Below are 17,414 nucleotides of genomic sequence, written 5' to 3'. Positions count from 1 at the left end.
TCCTGCACCGGCACGCCGGCACGCAGGGCCATGCCCACGCCGTCACCGGTGTTGATCAGGGCGTTGGTGGTAGAGGCGTAGATACGACCGGCACCGCCAGTGGCCAGAACCACGGCCTTGGAACGGATGTACACGGTCTCGCCGGTTTCGATGCAGATGGCGATGGTGCCAACTACGGCGCCGTCCTGGTTCTTCACCAGATCGACCGCGTACCACTCGTTAAGGAACGAGGTGCCAGCCTTGAGGTTAGCCTGGTACAGGGTGTGCAGCAGGGCGTGACCGGTACGGTCAGCCGCAGCGCAGGTACGTGCAGCCTGAGTCGGGTTGTTCGGGCCTTTGGACTGACCACCGAACGGACGCTGATAGATGCGGCCCTGCTCGGTACGGGAGAACGGCAGACCCATGTGTTCCAGTTCAAATACGGCTTCCGGACCGACGGAGCACATATATTCGATAGCGTCCTGGTCACCGATATAGTCGGAGCCCTTGACGGTGTCGTACATGTGCCAGCGCCAATCGTCGTTCGGATCGGCCGATGCGATGGCGCAGGTGATGCCACCCTGAGCGGAAACAGTGTGCGAACGGGTCGGGAAGACCTTGGTCACGACTGCGGTTTTATGACCACCCTGAGCCAACTGCAGTGCAGCGCGCATACCCGCGCCGCCGCCACCAACAATGATGGCGTCATAAGAAAGAGTGCGAATGCTTGTCATGGATCAGTTACCCCAAAAAATCTGCACGCCCCAGACGAAGAACGCGAACATGGCAACGCCACACGCAGCCTGGAACAGAAAACGCACGACAGTCGCCCACTTACCCAGCGCCATTGGCGTCAGGTAGTCGGTGGAAATTGTCCACATGCCAACCCAGGCGTGAACGCTGAGCGCCACCAGGGTCAACAGGCTGAAGATACGCATTGCGTTATTGGAGAACAGCGCCTGCCATTCGGCATAGCCCAGACCCGGGTTACACAGGATAAAGCCAAGCAGAAACAACACATAAACCGCGAGGACGACAGCAGAAACACGCTGCGCCATCCAGTCATAAAGACCCGAACGCGAGAAGTTCGTGACGTTGGTTACCATATCCACACCCCCAGCAGCACGATCACGATCGTCGACACGACGAGAACGATTTTCGAACCCAGCTTGCCGCCTTCCAGCGTCTCACCGATGCCCATGTCCATGATCAAGTGGCGAATACCGGCCACCAGGTGGTACAGCAAAGCGGACAACAGACCCCAAATCACAAATTTGGCCAGCGGGCTGGTCAAGCACTCTTTCACCTCGGCAAAACCTTCTGCAGATGCCAGCGATTTGTCGAGCCCGTACAGCAGCACGGCAATGCCGAAAAACAGAATGATTCCAGAAACACGATGAAGGAATGACGTAACGCCAGTGATAGGAAGTTTGATCGTCCTAAGGTCGAGGTTTACAGGTCTTTGGCTATTCACGGCTTTTATCACACTGAGAGCCCCTAACTATCAGGGCAAAGTTGTCGGGAAGTGCACTGGTCAGGTACCCATCACCCAAGGAGTGACAACTACCAAAAGACAGGCTAAAGCCCTTGGTAGCTGGGCGCAGAGTATAGACAGTTAGGTTACTAATGACAACGCAAAGCCCCCTACCTAAAAGCGCATTGCACACCTCTAATAAATGGCGTAAAGAGCCGCTTTAAAAGCCCGAAAACCACCCGCAAACCCTTCTGCCGCCTGGGTTTTCGCAAATTGACATTCGAATTTATCTCACTATAGTGGTGCGGGCCCTGCGTGGGGGGCAGTCAGATGATTTCAAGCATAACTAGGAGGCCAAACATGGCTGACAAAAAAGCGCAGTTGATCATCGAGGGCGCAGCCCCCGTCGAGCTGCCCATTTTAACCGGCACCGTTGGTCCCGATGTAATTGACGTGCGGGGCTTAACCGCCACGGGCCGTTTCACATTTGATCCTGGCTTTATGTCCACCGCCTCGTGCGAGTCGAAGATCACCTACATCGACGGCGACCAGGGCATCCTGCTGCATCGCGGCTACCCCATCGAACAGCTGGCAGAGCAATCCGATTACCTGGAAACCTGCTACCTGCTGCTGAACGGCGAACTGCCGAACGCAGAAGAGAAAGCCAAGTTCGTCAGCACCATCAAGAACCACACCATGGTTCACGAGCAACTGAAGACCTTCTTCAACGGCTTCCGTCGTGACGCTCACCCGATGGCCATCATGTGCGGTGTAGTCGGCGCCCTCTCGGCCTTCTACCACGACTCCCTGGACATCAATAACCCGCATCACCGCGAAGTGTCGGCCATGCGCCTGATCGCCAAGATGCCAACCATCGCCGCCATGACCTACAAGTACTCCATGGGTCAGCCGATGATGTATCCGCGTAACGACCTGAACTACGCGGAAAACTTCCTGCACATGATGTTCAACACCCCGTGCGAGATCAAACCGATCAGCCCGGTGCTGGCCAAGGCCATGGATAAGATCTTTATCCTGCACGCCGACCATGAGCAAAACGCTTCGACCTCCACCGTACGCCTGGCCGGCTCCTCGGGCGCCAACCCGTTCGCCTGTATCGCAGCCGGTATCGCCGCCCTTTGGGGCCCGGCGCACGGCGGCGCCAACGAGGCCGTACTGAGCATGCTGGATGAGATTGGCGATGTTTCCAACATCGACAAGTTCATCGCCAAGGCCAAGGACAAGAACGATCCGTTCAAACTCATGGGCTTCGGTCATCGCGTTTACAAAAACCGCGACCCGCGTGCCACCGTGATGAAGCAGACCTGCGACGAAGTACTGAAAGAGCTGGGTATCACCAACGATCCGCAGCTGCAGCTGGCGATGCGTCTGGAAGAAATCGCTCTGACCGACCCGTACTTCAAAGAGCGCAACCTGTACCCGAACGTCGACTTCTACTCGGGCATCATCCTCAAGGCCATCGGTATTCCGACCAGCATGTTCACCGTGATCTTCGCCCTGGCGCGGACCGTGGGCTGGATCTCACACTGGAAAGAAATGCTCTCCAGCCCGTACAAGATTGGCCGTCCACGCCAGCTGTACACCGGCTACCCGCAGCGCGACCTGAAGAAGTAATTCAGCTCTCGCCGCACAAAAAAAGGCTGCCCTCGGGCAGCCTTTTTTATTGCGCTGAATAAGCCAGCTTTACGGCTGTTCAGCCAACTGACGCAGCCCCTGCAAGGTATTGAACGGCGCATCCACGACAAAGCTATTGGCCAACCAGGCCGGCACGCTGCCGCCCGGCTCAGAATGCACCTCGTAAATCACTTCGATTACGCCCTCGCGTGGCATAAGGCTCCAGAAACCTTCCACCTTACTCACCCGCACAAAGCCTTGCTGCGGCGGCAAATAGTCGGCAACCCCATGCAAAGTGCGGGTTACCCGACCATCAGCATCACGCGTGGTAGTGACCTGCAGGATCGAATCACGCGGCTGTACCGGCCAGGGCGTATGGAAACGGCTGTAGGCCCAGCTTAGATCGCCCTCATGCTTGAGCAGCTTCTGCTCACTGCAGGCATGAATCCAGGCGCAGGCCGCACTGACATCATCCTGCAGGGCCAACAAACGTGGCATATCCGCTCGTATACGGGTGACACCACGAAACGCCTGAAAGCTTGAACCGGGAATTTGCTGCAAATAGACCTGAATACCCGCCTCATCCTTGACCAGACGCCATTGCGCCGCCTGCACCACGCTCACCGCCAGCAACGCGGCAAGCCCCAAGAGCAGCCCTGTAAACCGCACCATCATGCCTCCGGCAGCCGAGAACTTTGCGCCACAGTATCAGACTGCAACTGCCGTGCTCTGCTCCAGCCAGCCAATCAACTGCAGCGCCTCTGCCGTAGTGCTGCCGCACACATACTCGGCGGCATGAAACGCCGAACACACCGACGGCCGCTCAGGCTGGCCAAAAATCAGGCAGTAGTTATTGGCATCCAGCTGCACGCAGCGCACACCCGCCGGCTTGCCATCGGGCATACCGGGGATGGGAGAACTGATCGAAGGGGCAATGCAGCAGGCGCCGCAGCCGGCACGGCAATTCATGACAGGAGAACCTCAAAACAACAGCACGGGGCACAGGCCGACGATTCTACGCAGGCGCAGGCGGCTTGACAGCCGACCAGGTGCAGATTCAGGCGAGCGGTAAGCGCAGACGAAACTGCGTACCCTGCCCTGGCGCGCTGCGTACCTGCAGCTCTGCGCCGAGAATATCCACCGCCAACTGATGGGTGATATGCAGGCCAAGCCCAGTGCCGCCGCGTCCACGACGGGTGGTAAAGAACGGGTCGAAGATCTTCGCCAGCACGTCATCACTCATACCGTCGCCGTTATCGCTGACTGCAATCACGCATTCGTGGCGCATTTCATCGTGCTCAACCCTGACCGTCACCACGCCGTTCATGCCCGAATCGAAAGCATGGATCAGCGCATTGTCGATCAGGTTCTGCAGAATCTGCCCCAGAGGCCCTGGATAGCTGTCGAGCATCAGACTCTGCGGTAACTCCAGCTGCACCCGATGGTTTGACTGCTTAAGCTTGGGGGTGAACAGCAACATGACTTCGCCAACCAACTCGACCAGATCAAAGCGGCGCCGCTCGGTACTCGCGCGGTCGCTGGCCAGTTGCTTGAAGGCCCGGGTCAGCTGCGCCATGCGCGTCAGGCTGTTGAGGATGATTGCCAGGCCTTCATCATTGCGCTGCACAAAGCGCTCCAGCGCCGAACGCTGCAGTCCCTCACCGAGGCTCTTCTGCAGACTCTGATTGCCTTTATCGAGGGTGGACGCCGCCATGCTGGCGGCGCCAATCGGCGTATTCAGCTCATGCGCCACCCCCGCGACCAAAGTGCCCAACGAAGATAGTTTTTCCGCCTGGATCAAGGCGCCGCGCGTGCGCTGCAGCTGCTCCACCGTGTCGCGCAGCTCAGTATTGCTCTGCTGCAACGCCTGGCTACTGACTTCCAGCGCCTCGCGCACCTGATTACGCTCGAACTCCGCCAGGCCCAGACGCAAGACCACCAGTAATCCGAGAGAGAGCATCACGCAAACGAACAGCAACACCTGCCAGAGCACTTGCCCACGCAACCCTTGGATTTGCTCCAGAGGCAGGTGCGAGACCAGCAACCAGTACTCACCCGCTGCCGCGTCTTGGCCACTGCCCTGGTAGGGATCGAACGTATTGAAAGCCCAATAGCCGCCACTGTCGCTAAACACGCCATTGCGTGTGGCCTGCATACGCCGCCAGCTATCGGGAAAGCGGCTGGCCAGGGTCGCCTCAGGCTTGCCCAGGGCAAAGCCCCAGGCATCCTGCGCATCGGCAGCGAGCATCCAGTAGCCTTCATGATCGACCAAGGTCAGGTTGTTGCCATAACTCTTGGACACCTGGGCCAAACGCTGCAGCAGCACTTGCCCCAGGTAATTGAGAATCAGAATGCCGCGGCGCTTGCCCTCATCATCAAAAATCGGCTCGGCACCGCGCAGGGTGGGCTTGAGCGGTTGTTCGACGACGCCGGAGTCGGCATTCAGATCAAAGCGCGAGAGGTAGAACGCGTCCTGGGGCAGGTTCATGGTTTCCACGAAGTAGTACTGCTGCGCCTGGTTGTGTAATTGCGCCTGATCGCGCGCCTGCGACTCACCATCGCGCCAATCGACCCGCACCTGCTCCGCGCCGCGCTCATCCAGCCAACGAATTTGGTCGTAAACCCTGCTGCTGCGGGCGAACTCGACAAACAGCTGACTCAGGGCATGCCGATTGTCCGCACTAGGGTCGCGCAGCACCTCGGCCAACAGCGGTTGCTGCGTAAGAAATTGCAGATTGCCGCGCAAGGTCGCCAGGTGCCGATTGAGCACGCCGACGCCCTCGTTCAGGCTGATCTGCTGATCACGCAGCAGCGGCTCAAGCCGCGCATCCAGCAGGCGCTCATAGAGCAGCGCCATCAACAGCAGAATCAGCAGCGTCCATGGCACAAATAGCAGCAACAGGTTGCGCCTGACCGGCTGCGACACCAGCCTACCGCGCCAGGATTGCTGCATCAGGCCGGGCGCTCCGGCCAGTCACTCAGCCAGTTGAGTAAGTCGGCACAGGCCATCGGTTTGGCAAACAGATAACCCTGCGCCTGCCGACAGCCATGGCCGAGAATCCAGTCGGCCTGCTGCTGGGTCTCCACGCCTTCGGCAATCACCTGCATGCCGACCCGCGCGGCAATCTGGATCACCGCCTCGGCGATCATCTGCTGGTCGCTGACTTCGCCGATTTCCAGAACAAAACTGCGGTCGATTTTCAACCGATCGGCCGGCAGCAAACGCAGGTAGCTGAGCGATGAGAAGCCGGTACCGAAGTCATCAATGGCCACTTCAACGCCCATGGCGCGCAGCGCCCGCAGTTTTTCGCAGACCGTATCAAAGGTGCGCATGGCCACCGATTCGGTAATTTCCACCTCGATCTGCTCAGGCAATACCCCGGCCGCCTGCAGGTGCGAATTGAACCGCTCGATAAAGTCATGCTGCAGCAGTTGCGGCGCGGAAACGTTGACCGCGACGCGGATCTGCGGGTAACCGGCATCGGCCAGCTGTTTGGCCGCCTGCAGGGCCAAACGCATCAGCAGATCGCCCAGCGGCAAGATGTAACCGGTGGCCTCGGCCAGCGGGATAAAACTCAGCGGCGGGACCATCTTGCCGTCGGCCTTGCGCCAGCGCGCCAGGGCTTCCACACCGGTAACGCGGCGGGTTTTCAGGTCGATCTGCGGCTGCAACTCGACGCTGATCTGCCCAGCCTCCACCGCATCGCGCAGGGCCAGCAGCATGCGGTAGGACTCGGCATGCGCACCCTGCAGGCGCGGATCATAAACCCCATGCTGGTCATGCCCTAGGCGTTTGGCCTGCTTCAGGGTCAGCAGTGCATCCTGCAGAGCCACGCTGGCACTGCCGGTAAAGTCGGCCAGGTGCATGGTCACGCTGCTCAGGCTATGCACCTGGCCCAGCTCATAGGGGCGTTTATGCCGGCGAAACAGCGCCACCACTTCAGCGGCATTGACCTGCGTTTGCGGGCCGAGGATGGCAAACAGGTCGTCACGCACCCGTGCAATCAGCACCTCATGGTTGAAGGCATCGCGCAGCTTCTTCGCCACCAGACCGAGGATGAAATCGCCATAACCGGTGCCAAAGGCAGTGTTGGCGCCGGAAAAATTGTCGATATCGATAAGCACCAGCACGCGCTGATCCTTGGCGTCGGACTTCAACGTCATGTCCAGCATGCGGATCAGCGCATTGCGGTTGGGGATCTTCAGCAGGTCGTCCTGGTAGGCCATTTCCTCCAGGCGGCTGAACAGCGCGACGTTGTATAGGCCACGGCTGATACTGGCGCTGAACACCTTGAGCAGCTCCAGTTCGGTGTCATCCAGCGTCCGCGCACTGTCGATATAGCAGGCGTAGTCCGAACCCGCCTGAAAGCGCGGAAAGAACAATACCGTGCAGTCGCTCAGACGCAGGGTCTGTTGCGCCTGCAGGCATTGGCGCACCGCCGCTGCGACCTGCGGCTGCAGCACGTCCAGATCGGCGTCGATGCTGTCGAAGAAGCGCCCGCTGGCGCTGACAATCCGCGCATTCGGCTCGGCCGTGGCGTCCCCTTCATCGGCGCGCACACAAACGATGCCCTCAGTCTGCAGATTAAGCAGCGAGGTAATTTCCGACAGAATCTTGGCCGACAGCTCACGGGTATTTTTTGAGCAGAACAACGCATTGCTCGATTCGACGATCATCTGCAAGCCACGCCGGGCGCTGGCTACAGCCCGGAGCTGAGCATAACCGCGCACCGCTGCGGTGAGCACCGTCAGCAAGCGCTCGGCGCTGAGTTCACTCTTGGTCCAATAGTCGTTGATGTCGTAATCACGCATCACTTCATGGGCCGGCGCCAGGCCTGGCTCGCCGGTCAGCATCACCACGCGGGTTTCGCGGTTGCCGATCACCTCACGCAGCGCCTTGATCAGGCGCAGGCCGGCGTCTTCGGTCTCCATCACCACATCGAGCAACACCAGGGCAATGTCATGGTGCTTGGCCAGGAGCATCGAGGCTTCACGGCAGCTGAACGCCTGGATCAGCTCAATGCGCCCGCCCAACAGTTCCAGTTCGCTCAGGGCAAAGGCGGTGGCGCGCTGGAAGTCGGCGTCATCATCAACCGCCAGTACGCGCCACACGGGCTGGCTGGTAGTGCCGGGAAGGTCGTCGCTGAATGCAAATTGATCATCCATGAACAGTGCCCGCATGCCTGAAGAGTGAGAACAGCGCCGAATCCTTACTGGCTTTGAAGCCAGTATAGACGGCTGTCCTCAGCTGCCAGTCAACGCTTGTTCAGGCGGGCAAACAGGCTGGACGTGTCCCAACGGCCGCCGCCCATGCCCTGCACATCGGCGTAGAACTGATCGACCAGCGCGGTTACCGGCAGCTGCGCGCCATTGCTACGGGCCTCGGCCAGCAGAATCGACAGGTCCTTGCGCATCCAGTCCACGGCAAAGCCGTGCTCGAATTCGCCGGCCAGCATGGTTTTGTGGCGATTTTCCAGCTGCCAGGACTGCGCCGCACCCTTGCTGATCACCTCCATCGCGCCGTGCGCGTCGAGCCCGGCGCACTGCGCAAAATGCAGCGCCTCGGACAAGCCCTGTACCAAGCCAGCGATGCAGATCTGGTTGACCATCTTGGTCAGCTGGCCGCTGCCGGCTTCGCCCATCAAGCGGGCCATGCGTGCATAGGCCTGAATAATCGGCTCAGCCTTGGCGTAGGTTGCAGCCGTACCGCCGACCATGATGGTCAGCGCGCCGTTCTGCGCGCCTGCCTGACCGCCGGATACCGGCGCATCGAGAAAACCCAGCTGGCGCGCAGCGGCCTGTTCGGCCAGTTCGCGCGCTACCTGCGCCGAGGCGGTGGTGTGATCGACCAGCACCGCACCGGGCTGCATGCCAGCAAAGGCGCCCTGCTCGCCCAATACCACACCGCGCAGATCATCATCATTGCCCACGCAAACCATCACAAACTCGGCGCCTGCGGCCGCTTCACGTGGGGTTGCCGCGTGGCTGCCGGTATATTCGGCAGCCCACTGCGCAGCCTTGGCGGCAGTGCGGTTGTACACACACACCTGGTGCCCGGCGCGCGCCAGATGCCCGGCCATCGGATAACCCATTACGCCCAGCCCGATAAACGCCAGCTTTGCCATATCCACCTCTACCTTCGAGCGCCATCCACAGCGCGCGTCTACTTAACCGCATATCCGCGCTGCATGGCGGATACGAACCCGGCTGCAAGCATGCCCGCCACATGGGGCCAGCGCCAGTACAGCCATAGGGCAAAACTGTATGGATACACCCGACCAATAGACTTTACCCAATGCCAATCCTGCTTCCATACTCGCTGCACGCTAAGGAGGGCTTATGCAGCATTGGCTGGTAATCGACCTGGAAGCCACCACTGAAGAAGGCGGTTGGCCGGTCACAGATATGGAAATCATCGAAATCGGCGCCAGCCTGGTCAACGCTGGCGGCCATGAAATCGAGTATTTCCAACGTTTTGTGCGGCCCACACGACGCCCGCATTTGACCCATTTCTGTCGTCAGCTCACCCAAATCAGCCAGGCCGATGTCGATGCCGCCGCGCCACTGAGTGCGGTGTGGGCACAATTCGAACGCTGGCTGCTGGCCCATCAAGCGCAACTGGCGGGCTGGGTCAGCTGGGGCGACTATGATCGCCGCCAGTTCGAACAGGAGTGGCGCGCCCACGGGCTGGAGAGCTACCTGAGCCAGATCCCGCATATCAACCTGAAAAAACGCTTCGCCGAAGCCCGCCAACTGCCCAGCCCGATTGGCCTGAAAATGGCGCTGAATCTGGCGGGTTTGCAGTTCCAGGGCCAGCAGCACCGCGCCCTGACCGATGCGCGCAATACCGCTCGGCTGCTGCCGCTGGTTTTGCCCGTGCAAAGCAGATGACGAAGAAAAAACGCTTGGGCATACTGGCCGACCTTTTCTAACCCCTTTCGAGGAACTGCAGATGTTCAAGGTCAATGAATACTTCGACGGCACCGTCAAATCCATCGCCTTCGGCATGGCTGAAGGCCCGGCCACCATTGGCGTGATGGCTGCAGGCGAGTATGAATTCGGTACCAACCAGCTGGAAATCATGCACGTGGTCGCCGGCGCCCTGACCGTGAAACTGCCAGGCAGCGACAGCTGGGAAACCTTCACCAGCGGCAGCAAATTCACCGTACCGGCCGACAGCAAGTTTCAACTAAAGGTCGCAGCCGATACTGCCTACCTGTGTGAATACCGCTAAGCCTTAGCCGTGGTGCATAAAAGCCGGCCTCCGTGGCCGGTTTTTTTATTACTGGATAGATAATTCAAAGGAACAGCCATGCCGCGCTCAACGCAATTCTCTCTGGTGATCCTGCCGATCATATTGCTGCTGATTGCCATGACCTCGATCCAGAGCGGCGCGTCCCTGGCCAAGGGGCTGTTTCCAGAAATCGGCGCCAGCGGCACCACCGCGCTGCGCCTAAGCCTCGGCGCGCTGATCCTGTGCGTGCTGATGCGACCCTGGCAGGCCAAGCTGACGCTGAAGTCCTGCCGCTCGCTACTGGCCTATGGTTTGTCGCTGGGTAGCATGAACCTGCTGTTCTACCTCTCGCTGAAAACCATCCCCCTGGGCATCGCCGTGGCCCTGGAATTCACCGGCCCGCTCGGCCTGGCACTGCTGTCGTCGCGCCGCCTGGTGGATTTCGTCTGGATCGCCCTGGCGGTTTTCGGCCTATGGCTGCTGTTGCCGACCACACAAAGCGACGTACCGCTGGACCCGGTGGGCATGGCTCTGGCTCTGGCCGCCGGTCTATGCTGGGCGCTGTATATTGTCTTCGGACAAAAAGCCGGGGCTGAGCACGGCAAGCAGACCGTTGCACTGGGCACCATAGTCGCGGCCCTGCTGGTGTTTCCGATTGGCCTGTGGCAAGCCGGTAGCGGCCTGTTTTCAGTCGATCTGCTGCCCATCGCCCTCGGCGTAGCAGTATTATCCTCAGCCCTGCCCTACAGCCTGGAAATGGTCGCCCTCACGCGCCTGCCCGCGCGCACCTTTAGCATCCTGATGAGCATGGAGCCGGCGATTGCCGCACTCTCCGGCCTGCTGTTCCTTAGCGAGCGCCTGACCCTCAGCCAATGGCTGGCCATCAGCGCGATCATCCTTGCCTCGGCGGGCGCGGCGGCAACGATCAAACCGAAAGCCAAGCTGCTTTAAATTCACGCGCGCGCTGCTCTGGTGGGAGGGGCTTTAGCCGCGATCAGGGTACAGCGGTTTTGAACCGTCGCGGCTAAAGCCCCTCCCACAATGCCAGGCCCAAGGTGTTAACCAACCGCCTCAGCCTCATTGCTAAATTGCAACTCAGCCAGGCGCGCATACAGTGGGCTGCTGCTGACCAGTTCGCTGTGAGTGCCGATAGCCGCCAGCTTGCCGTGTTCAATCACCGCAATACGATCAGCGCTTTTTACCGTGGCCAGGCGATGGGCGATCACCAGGGTGGTGCGCCCTTCCATCAGCGGCGGCAAGGCTTGCTGAATCAGATGCTCGCTCTCGGCATCCAGCGCACTCGTAGCTTCATCGAGCAGCAGAATCGGCGCATCCACCAACAGCGCGCGGGCGATTGCCAGGCGCTGACGCTGACCACCAGAAAGCCCCAACCCGGCATCGCCCAGGTGAGTCTGGTAGCCATCCGGCAGCTTCATAATAAATTCGTGAGCATGCGCAGCCTTGGCTGCCGCTTCGACCTCGGCCAGGCTGGCAGTGGTTTTGCCGTAGCGGATATTGTCTTCCACCGAGCCGAAGAACAGCGCCGGGTTCTGCGACACCAGGGCAAAACTACTGCGCAGTTCGCGCGGATCAAGCTGCTGAATCGGCACGCCGTCGATCAGGATGCTGCCCTGCTGCGGATCAAAAAAGCGCAACAACAGATCAAACAGCGTCGATTTACCTGCGCCAGACGGCCCGACCAGCGCCAGGGTTTCCCCTGCTGCGACCTGCAGATCGATACCGTCCACAGCAAAACTGCCGGGGCGCGATGGGTAGGCAAAACGCAGTCCTTGCAGTTCAATACGGCCCTGCACAGGCTGGGTCAGATGCAAAGCATCCGTAGCCGGCGGGGTGATTTCATTGCGTGCCTGCAGCAATTCTGCGATGCGCTCAGCCGCACCGGCAGCGCGTTGCAGCTCGCCGATCACCTCACTCAAGGTGCCAAAGGCCGAGCCGACAATCAGGCTGTAGAACACGAAGGCCGCCAGCTCGCCGCCGGAAATTCGCCCGGCGATCACATCCATACCGCCGACCCAGAGCATCACCCCGACCGCGCCGAGCACCAGCACGATCACCACAGTAATCAGCCAGGCACGCTGGGCGATGCGTTTGCGCGCGGTGTCGAAGGCTGCCTCGGCGGACAGGCCGAAACGGCGCTTGTCCTCGGCTTGGTGGTTGTAGGCCTGCACGGTCTTGATCTGCCCCAGCACCTCACCGACATAGCTGCCGACATCCGCTACCCGGTCCTGGCTCTGCCGCGACAGCGCGCGTACCCGGCGGCCAAAAATCAGAATCGGCGCGACTACCAGCGGCAGCGCCATCAGCACGATGCCGCTGAGCTTGGCATTGGTGACCACCAGCAACACGCTGCCGCCGATCAGCATGATCAGGTTGCGCAACGCCATCGACAGCGACGAGCCGATCACCGATTGCAGCAGCGTGGTGTCGGCGGTCAGGCGTGACTGAATCTCCGAGCTGCGGTTGCTCTCATAGAAGCCTGGGTGCAGTTCGATCAGGTGATTGAACACACGCTTGCGGATATCGGCGACAAAACGCTCGCCGATCCACGACACCAGGTAGAACCGGGTAAAGGTGCCGATGGCCAGCGCCAGTACCAGTACGAAAAACAACCCGATGGATTGCTGCAACGCCGCCGGCGACTGGGTCGCCAGGCCCTGGTCGACCAACAGCTTGATGCCCTGGCCCATCGACAAGGTGATGGCGGCGGTAAACATCAGCGCCAGCAAGGCCCCAAACACGCGACCGCGATACGGCGCGATAAAGCGCCAAGCCATACGCAAGGCATTGCGCTGACGGGAAGACAGGATCGAAAGCATGAAGGCTCGCTGGGGCGCTGACGCCCGTTATTTAGGAGGCGATTGCGGCGTTTCCGCCCGCCAGGCCACCCAACACAGCGCCAAGGCGGCGAGATTGGTGGTCAGCGGATTAAACGCCTGCAGCAGTAGATGGGGACTGAATAGCGCCACATCAAGCAGCAGCCCAATCAACAGCACACCGGCCAGCAACAAAGGCCAGCGCTGACGTCGCCAAAGCAGCAACACACCCAGGATGATTTCCGCCAAACCGGCGATGCGCGCCACCCATTCGGGGGCTGGCAGGTTATGAGCCTGGATCATCGCCAGCTCATCCGGGCTTAACCAGAGGATCTTCGGCACCAGGCCGTGCCAGATAAACACCAGGGCCAGAGCGATACGCGCCAGCCAAGCAATCTGCGGTAAACGCTGATCAGTCATGCAGGAAGCGCCGTGCATGGTCGGCACTGGGTATTAGGCAGCTGTCATAGCGCCCAAACAGCCGGTAGCGATTTAGCGCAATACGGTCATAGCACCAATCACGTATAGGCCTTGGGATCAGCCGCAGCCAAGCCAACCAGCGCCATGGCTTAGGCAGCTGGGCGACGATACGCAGCACTGCATCCGAACGCAGCAGCATCTGGCCATTCTCGATCAGCGCCATGCTGTCGAAATGGTCTGTCGGTAAACCGCCCCAGGCCAATAACACCTGGCCCTCGGCCGATTGCACCGAGGCCAGACGAAAGCGCTGCTCAGCGTCATGGCGAATCAGAAACTTCGCCCAGCCGTTGCACAGTTTGCACACCCCATCGAACAAGACCACGCGCTCTCCGGGCTGGATAAAGGGTGGTGGTGTTTGTGTTTGCTCCTGCATGCCCAACTCCTTCTGAACGCCTTTAGGCGGCCGGGATACGGTAATGGCCGGTGATCTTGAAGCTGAAGAGAATGTCCTCTTCCTGGGTGCCGCGGCCGATATTGTGCAACACCAGGGGCACCCCACTGCTGGCCTGGCGGTCGCTGATAATGCCGATATGAGTCAGGCCGCCGCCCAAGTCCCAGGTGACGATATCGCCAGGGCGATAGCGCTCGGCATCCTGGCCAAGAGGCAGCGACCAGCCCTGGCGTTTGAACCAGGTCATCAAGTTGGGCACGCGCCGGTGGTCGATATTGCTGTCGGGCCGGCTTAGCCCCCAGTTTTTTGGATACAGGCGAAAATTCGCGCGCATGTCCTGATGCACCGCCTGCTGCAAGTCGAGTCCCTGCTGGCGCAGCGCGCGAATTACCACATCGGTACACACACCGGTATTGAGCGGTACATCGCCATTGGGATAACCCAGCCGGCGATAGGCTGGGTCATAACTCAGGGTCACGCCGACCTGCTGGCGAGCAGCCGTGACCAGGGCATCGGCCTGCAACGCCCAGGCCTGGGCGCTTAGCAGAATACTCAGCGCGAACAGCAGAATCGCCCGCATAACATCTCCTTAATAGTTCAGCTGCTACTTGCCCACGGGATACAGCAGCTCTTCCTTATAACCGGCCCACACGCGCACGACATCGGGGAAGGCATCGTCCAGCGTCACATCACCGCTGTCCACCAACAGCGGTCGACCTTCCAGGGTGCCGAGCTTGCGCTTGGTGGCGACCACACGCAGGTTTTCCAGGCCGATGGCGCGCAGCACCCGTGGGCTGATCTGCTGATTGCCTCGACCAATGATATGGCCCTGACCGCCAATCGCAGTAACCAGTAGCCGCGCTGGCTGGCCATCAACCAGTTCGAATAGCTGCGCTTCGGTTACATCACTGGCCAGCAACTGGCCGTTCTCGATCACATCGACGCCGAGCAAGGTGGTCTGCACGCCGAGGTTCTGCGCCAAGCCATGCAGGGTCGAACCGGGGCCGAACACATAGCGCACATCGGCTTCCCAGCTGTCCTGCAGCCAATCGGCCAGATCATTCAGCACCAGCTCTTCGGACTCCACACCGCCCTGCTTGACCTGCTGTACATAGCCTCCTTCCTGCGGCACCGTCAGCTCGCCGTACCAGCGCGCGGTTACGCGGCCTTCGCGCAAGGCGCTTTCATCAATATCGCGCACTTCCCCGCTGCTTAGGCGCACCAGACCGCCTTCGATCAAGCGCGCAGTCAGCTCACCGGCTGCACGCGGGCTGATGGCATAGACCCCGGACTGGATCTTTACCCCAGCTGGAATACCCAGCACCGGCTGGCCGTCACGCACTGCCGCGCAGATATCCCGCGCCGTACCATCGCCACCGGCGAACAGAATCAACGCCACGCCAGCATCCTGCAGCAGCTCTACCGCCTGACGGGTATCGGCGGCGCTGCTCGGACCAGCCGGTAGCTCACCGACCACACGGTGGGCAAAACCCATCTCAGTCAGCAAATCGGCGCCCATCGCGCCGGGAAAAGTGACGAACTCCAGGCGCTCACGCAGCGGCAGCAGCACCTCAAGGGCAGTCTGCGTACGCAGCGCCGACTTGGCCTCAACACCCAGAGCCAAGGCCTGTTCGGCCATGCCGTCACTGCCCTTGAACCCCGCAGGACCGCCCAGCCCGGCCCATGGATTGATGATCAAGCCAATATGGAAAAGCCCCATAACATCCTCTAATTCAATACCTGCCTGCTCAATACCTGCCGGGCCTGGCACAGTGCCTGCAACAACTGACTTGCCCTGTGCCCTGCGGCGGTTTTCTGCCGTCGCAGTTGTCATAGCGCCTTCATCTAACACTCATAAAATCGCGCTACCCGATGAGGAGACAAGCCATGCACAGCCAACAACAGAATTCGCAAAAAACCACGACAATGCCGGTAGGCGGCTTTGTCATCGACGCCCAGGGCCGCGAAATCCCGATCACCGAAGAGATGATCCAGCAGGCCTGCAACGCGCTGGAAAAAGCTCAAAAGCAAGCCCCTCAAGCCAAGTAAGCATGCTCTTCGTAGGGTGGATGAGGCTTTTTTCATCCACCATGAAGGCCACAGATGGTGGGTGAAGCGCCATCCACCCTACTCTTTCATCTTCGCACCCAACGCCTGCACCAGGCTAACCAACGCCGGCGCATCACCCTTGACGCAAACCGCCAACCCGTCGATTTCCCGGCGCATTGGGTAGTGTTTACGCAGCCCGTCAAACGCCGCACTCCGCATTGCCGCATCGCCCTGCAGGCTGCGGCGAAAATCCGCATCATCGCGGCGCGGGTCATACACGGCGCGGCAGATAGTGGCCAAGGCCCAGGCCGGATCGGCACTGGCATCGACAGTCAGATCACTTAGCCAGGCCGCCGGCATCAGTTGCGCCAACTCGACGCTGGGTGCAACACCCAGGTGCTGACACAGCGCCTGATAGATCTGCGCGGTACCGCGCAGCTTGCCATCGAGGCTATAACCGGCGATATGTGGCGTGGCGATGCGGCATAACGCGGCCAGCTCGACATCCGCCTGCGGCTCGCCTTCCCAGACATCCAATACCACCTGCAAATCACTGCGCTGAGTCAGTAATTCACGCAAGGCCTGGTTATCCACCACCGCGCCACGGCTGGCGTTGATCAGCCAGCTGCCTGGCTTTAGAGCGGCCAGACGTGCGTGATCGAACAGGTGATAAGTTGGGTGTTCACCCAGACGCTCCAGCGGCGTATGCAGGCTGATCACGTCACATTCATCCAGCACCTGCTGCAAGCTGACGAAATCACCATCCTCCGCCGCCTGGCGCGGCGGGTCGCAGACCAGCACACGCCAACCCAGGCCACGCAGAACCTTAAGCAGACGACTGCCAACCTGCCCCGCGCCGATCACGCCATAAGTACGGCTAGCCAGGTCGACGCCCTGCTGCTCGGCCAATACCAGCAGGCTGCCCAGCACATAATCGACCACGCCACGGGCATTGCAGCCCGGTGCGCTGGCCCAGGTGATGCCCGCCTGCTGGAAGTAGTCGAGGTCCAGATGGTCAGTGCCGATGGTGCAGGTGCCGACAAACTTCACCGGCGAGCCGTCGAGCAACGCGCGATCCACCTGAGTCACCGAGCGCACCAGCAGCAGGTCGGCATCGGCGACCGCAGCCGCATCGATGCTGCGGCCGGGCAAGCGGCGAATCTCGCCAAAACCGGCAAAGAACTCATCAAGCAGAGGGATATTTTCATCAGCAACGATGCGCATAGAGGGTCTGTTCCCGTGCTCCGCAAATCAGGCCGGCATTCTAACCTGCCGGCATCGCTTGGCTACGCTGAGTCGCGTAATGTGCCTGCTGCACTGAAACATTGCGCAACAAGG

19 protein-coding genes are annotated in these 17,414 nt (G+C 60.4%); 5 read left to right on the top strand and 14 right to left on the bottom strand.

Annotated elements, in window-relative coordinates; all coding sequences use genetic code 11:
* The 3 genes from Q8O69_RS14680 to sdhC form a co-directional block, all read right to left on the bottom strand.
* Positions 1–713, bottom strand: a 713-nt coding sequence (locus Q8O69_RS14680) for an FAD-binding protein (protein WP_305593033.1), incomplete at its 3' end; no start/stop codon positions are given.
* A 3-nt stretch (positions 714–716) separates the two neighbouring features.
* Positions 717–1,085: a succinate dehydrogenase, hydrophobic membrane anchor protein gene (gene sdhD / locus Q8O69_RS14675; protein ID WP_305593032.1), complete on the bottom strand. Its 369-nt coding sequence runs from the start codon at positions 1,083–1,085 to the stop codon at positions 717–719.
* Complete coding sequence (sdhC, locus tag Q8O69_RS14670) at positions 1,079–1,465, bottom strand: succinate dehydrogenase, cytochrome b556 subunit (protein WP_305593031.1); 387 nt, start codon at positions 1,463–1,465, stop codon at positions 1,079–1,081. The genes sdhD and sdhC overlap by 7 nt, the downstream gene beginning before the upstream one ends.
* 348 nt (positions 1,466–1,813) lie before the next feature.
* On the opposite strand from sdhC, the gene gltA reads away from it, so the two are divergent.
* The gene (gene gltA / locus Q8O69_RS14665; protein ID WP_305593030.1) at positions 1,814–3,088 is read left to right on the top strand and encodes a citrate synthase; all 1,275 of its coding nucleotides are present in this window, start codon (positions 1,814–1,816) and stop codon (positions 3,086–3,088) included.
* A gap of 69 nt (positions 3,089–3,157) precedes the next feature.
* Here gltA and Q8O69_RS14660 read toward each other — a convergent pair whose 3' ends face one another.
* The 5 genes from Q8O69_RS14660 to Q8O69_RS14640 form a co-directional block, all read right to left on the bottom strand.
* Positions 3,158–3,760 (bottom strand): START domain-containing protein, encoded by a 603-nt coding sequence (locus Q8O69_RS14660; protein WP_305593029.1) that lies wholly within the window; start codon positions 3,758–3,760, stop codon positions 3,158–3,160.
* Positions 3,761–3,796: 36 nt separating this feature from the next.
* Complete coding sequence (locus tag Q8O69_RS14655) at positions 3,797–4,057, bottom strand: YkgJ family cysteine cluster protein (protein WP_305593028.1); 261 nt, start codon at positions 4,055–4,057, stop codon at positions 3,797–3,799.
* An 88-nt stretch (positions 4,058–4,145) separates the two neighbouring features.
* Positions 4,146–6,041 (bottom strand): sensor histidine kinase, encoded by a 1,896-nt coding sequence (locus tag Q8O69_RS14650; RefSeq protein WP_305593027.1) that lies wholly within the window; start codon positions 6,039–6,041, stop codon positions 4,146–4,148.
* Positions 6,041–8,254: a bifunctional diguanylate cyclase/phosphodiesterase gene (locus Q8O69_RS14645; RefSeq protein ID WP_305593026.1), complete on the bottom strand. Its 2,214-nt coding sequence runs from the start codon at positions 8,252–8,254 to the stop codon at positions 6,041–6,043. Before Q8O69_RS14645 ends, Q8O69_RS14650 begins: the two co-directional genes overlap by 1 nt.
* An 89-nt stretch (positions 8,255–8,343) precedes the next feature.
* The gene (locus Q8O69_RS14640) at positions 8,344–9,219 is read right to left on the bottom strand and encodes an NAD(P)-dependent oxidoreductase (protein WP_305593025.1); all 876 of its coding nucleotides are present in this window, start codon (positions 9,217–9,219) and stop codon (positions 8,344–8,346) included.
* A gap of 208 nt (positions 9,220–9,427) precedes the next feature.
* Here Q8O69_RS14640 and Q8O69_RS14635 point away from each other — a divergent pair, with 208 nt between their 5' ends.
* From Q8O69_RS14635 to rhtA, 3 genes are all read left to right on the top strand, one after another.
* Positions 9,428–9,979 carry an exonuclease domain-containing protein gene (locus Q8O69_RS14635; RefSeq protein WP_305593024.1) on the top strand — a complete coding sequence of 184 codons (552 nt, stop codon included), beginning with the start codon at positions 9,428–9,430 and terminating at the stop codon, positions 9,977–9,979.
* 61 nt (positions 9,980–10,040) lie between these two features.
* Positions 10,041–10,322 (top strand): pyrimidine/purine nucleoside phosphorylase, encoded by a 282-nt coding sequence (locus Q8O69_RS14630; RefSeq protein WP_269381113.1) that lies wholly within the window; start codon positions 10,041–10,043, stop codon positions 10,320–10,322.
* A 78-nt stretch (positions 10,323–10,400) separates the two neighbouring features.
* Positions 10,401–11,273, top strand: a complete 873-nt coding sequence (gene rhtA, locus Q8O69_RS14625) for a threonine/homoserine exporter RhtA (RefSeq protein WP_305593023.1) — start codon at positions 10,401–10,403, stop codon at positions 11,271–11,273.
* Between the two features lie 107 nt (positions 11,274–11,380).
* Here rhtA and Q8O69_RS14620 read toward each other — a convergent pair whose 3' ends face one another.
* Genes Q8O69_RS14620 through Q8O69_RS14600 form a run of 5 tightly spaced genes read right to left on the bottom strand, consistent with a single transcriptional unit; the run spans position 11,381 to position 15,747 of the window.
* Complete coding sequence (locus Q8O69_RS14620) at positions 11,381–13,159, bottom strand: ABC transporter transmembrane domain-containing protein (RefSeq protein WP_305593022.1); 1,779 nt, start codon at positions 13,157–13,159, stop codon at positions 11,381–11,383.
* 27 nt (positions 13,160–13,186) lie between these two features.
* Positions 13,187–13,576 carry a DoxX-like family protein gene (locus tag Q8O69_RS14615; protein ID WP_305593021.1) on the bottom strand — a complete coding sequence of 130 codons (390 nt, stop codon included), beginning with the start codon at positions 13,574–13,576 and terminating at the stop codon, positions 13,187–13,189.
* Positions 13,569–14,009: a thiol-disulfide oxidoreductase DCC family protein gene (locus Q8O69_RS14610; RefSeq protein ID WP_305593020.1), complete on the bottom strand. Its 441-nt coding sequence runs from the start codon at positions 14,007–14,009 to the stop codon at positions 13,569–13,571. Before Q8O69_RS14610 ends, Q8O69_RS14615 begins: the two co-directional genes overlap by 8 nt.
* Positions 14,010–14,031: 22 nt before the next feature.
* Complete coding sequence (locus Q8O69_RS14605) at positions 14,032–14,607, bottom strand: DUF1287 domain-containing protein (RefSeq protein ID WP_305593019.1); 576 nt, start codon at positions 14,605–14,607, stop codon at positions 14,032–14,034.
* A 24-nt stretch (positions 14,608–14,631) separates the two neighbouring features.
* The gene (locus Q8O69_RS14600; protein WP_305593018.1) at positions 14,632–15,747 is read right to left on the bottom strand and encodes an ATP-NAD kinase family protein; all 1,116 of its coding nucleotides are present in this window, start codon (positions 15,745–15,747) and stop codon (positions 14,632–14,634) included.
* Between the two features lie 152 nt (positions 15,748–15,899).
* Between Q8O69_RS14600 and Q8O69_RS14595 the strand changes: the two genes are divergently transcribed.
* The gene (locus Q8O69_RS14595) at positions 15,900–16,076 is read left to right on the top strand and encodes a PA1571 family protein (RefSeq protein WP_371136146.1); all 177 of its coding nucleotides are present in this window, start codon (positions 15,900–15,902) and stop codon (positions 16,074–16,076) included.
* 78 nt (positions 16,077–16,154) lie between these two features.
* On the opposite strand, the gene pdxB is transcribed toward Q8O69_RS14595, so the two are convergent.
* Positions 16,155–17,300: a 4-phosphoerythronate dehydrogenase PdxB gene (pdxB, locus tag Q8O69_RS14590; protein ID WP_305593016.1), complete on the bottom strand. Its 1,146-nt coding sequence runs from the start codon at positions 17,298–17,300 to the stop codon at positions 16,155–16,157.
* Positions 17,301–17,414 lie beyond the last annotated feature (114 nt).

The sequence above is a fragment of the Pseudomonas sp. genome (assembly GCF_030690725.1).
In the GTDB taxonomy this organism is placed as follows: Bacteria; Pseudomonadota; Gammaproteobacteria; order Pseudomonadales; family Pseudomonadaceae; genus Aquipseudomonas.
This window is presented reverse-complemented; position numbering and strand designations above follow the sequence as displayed.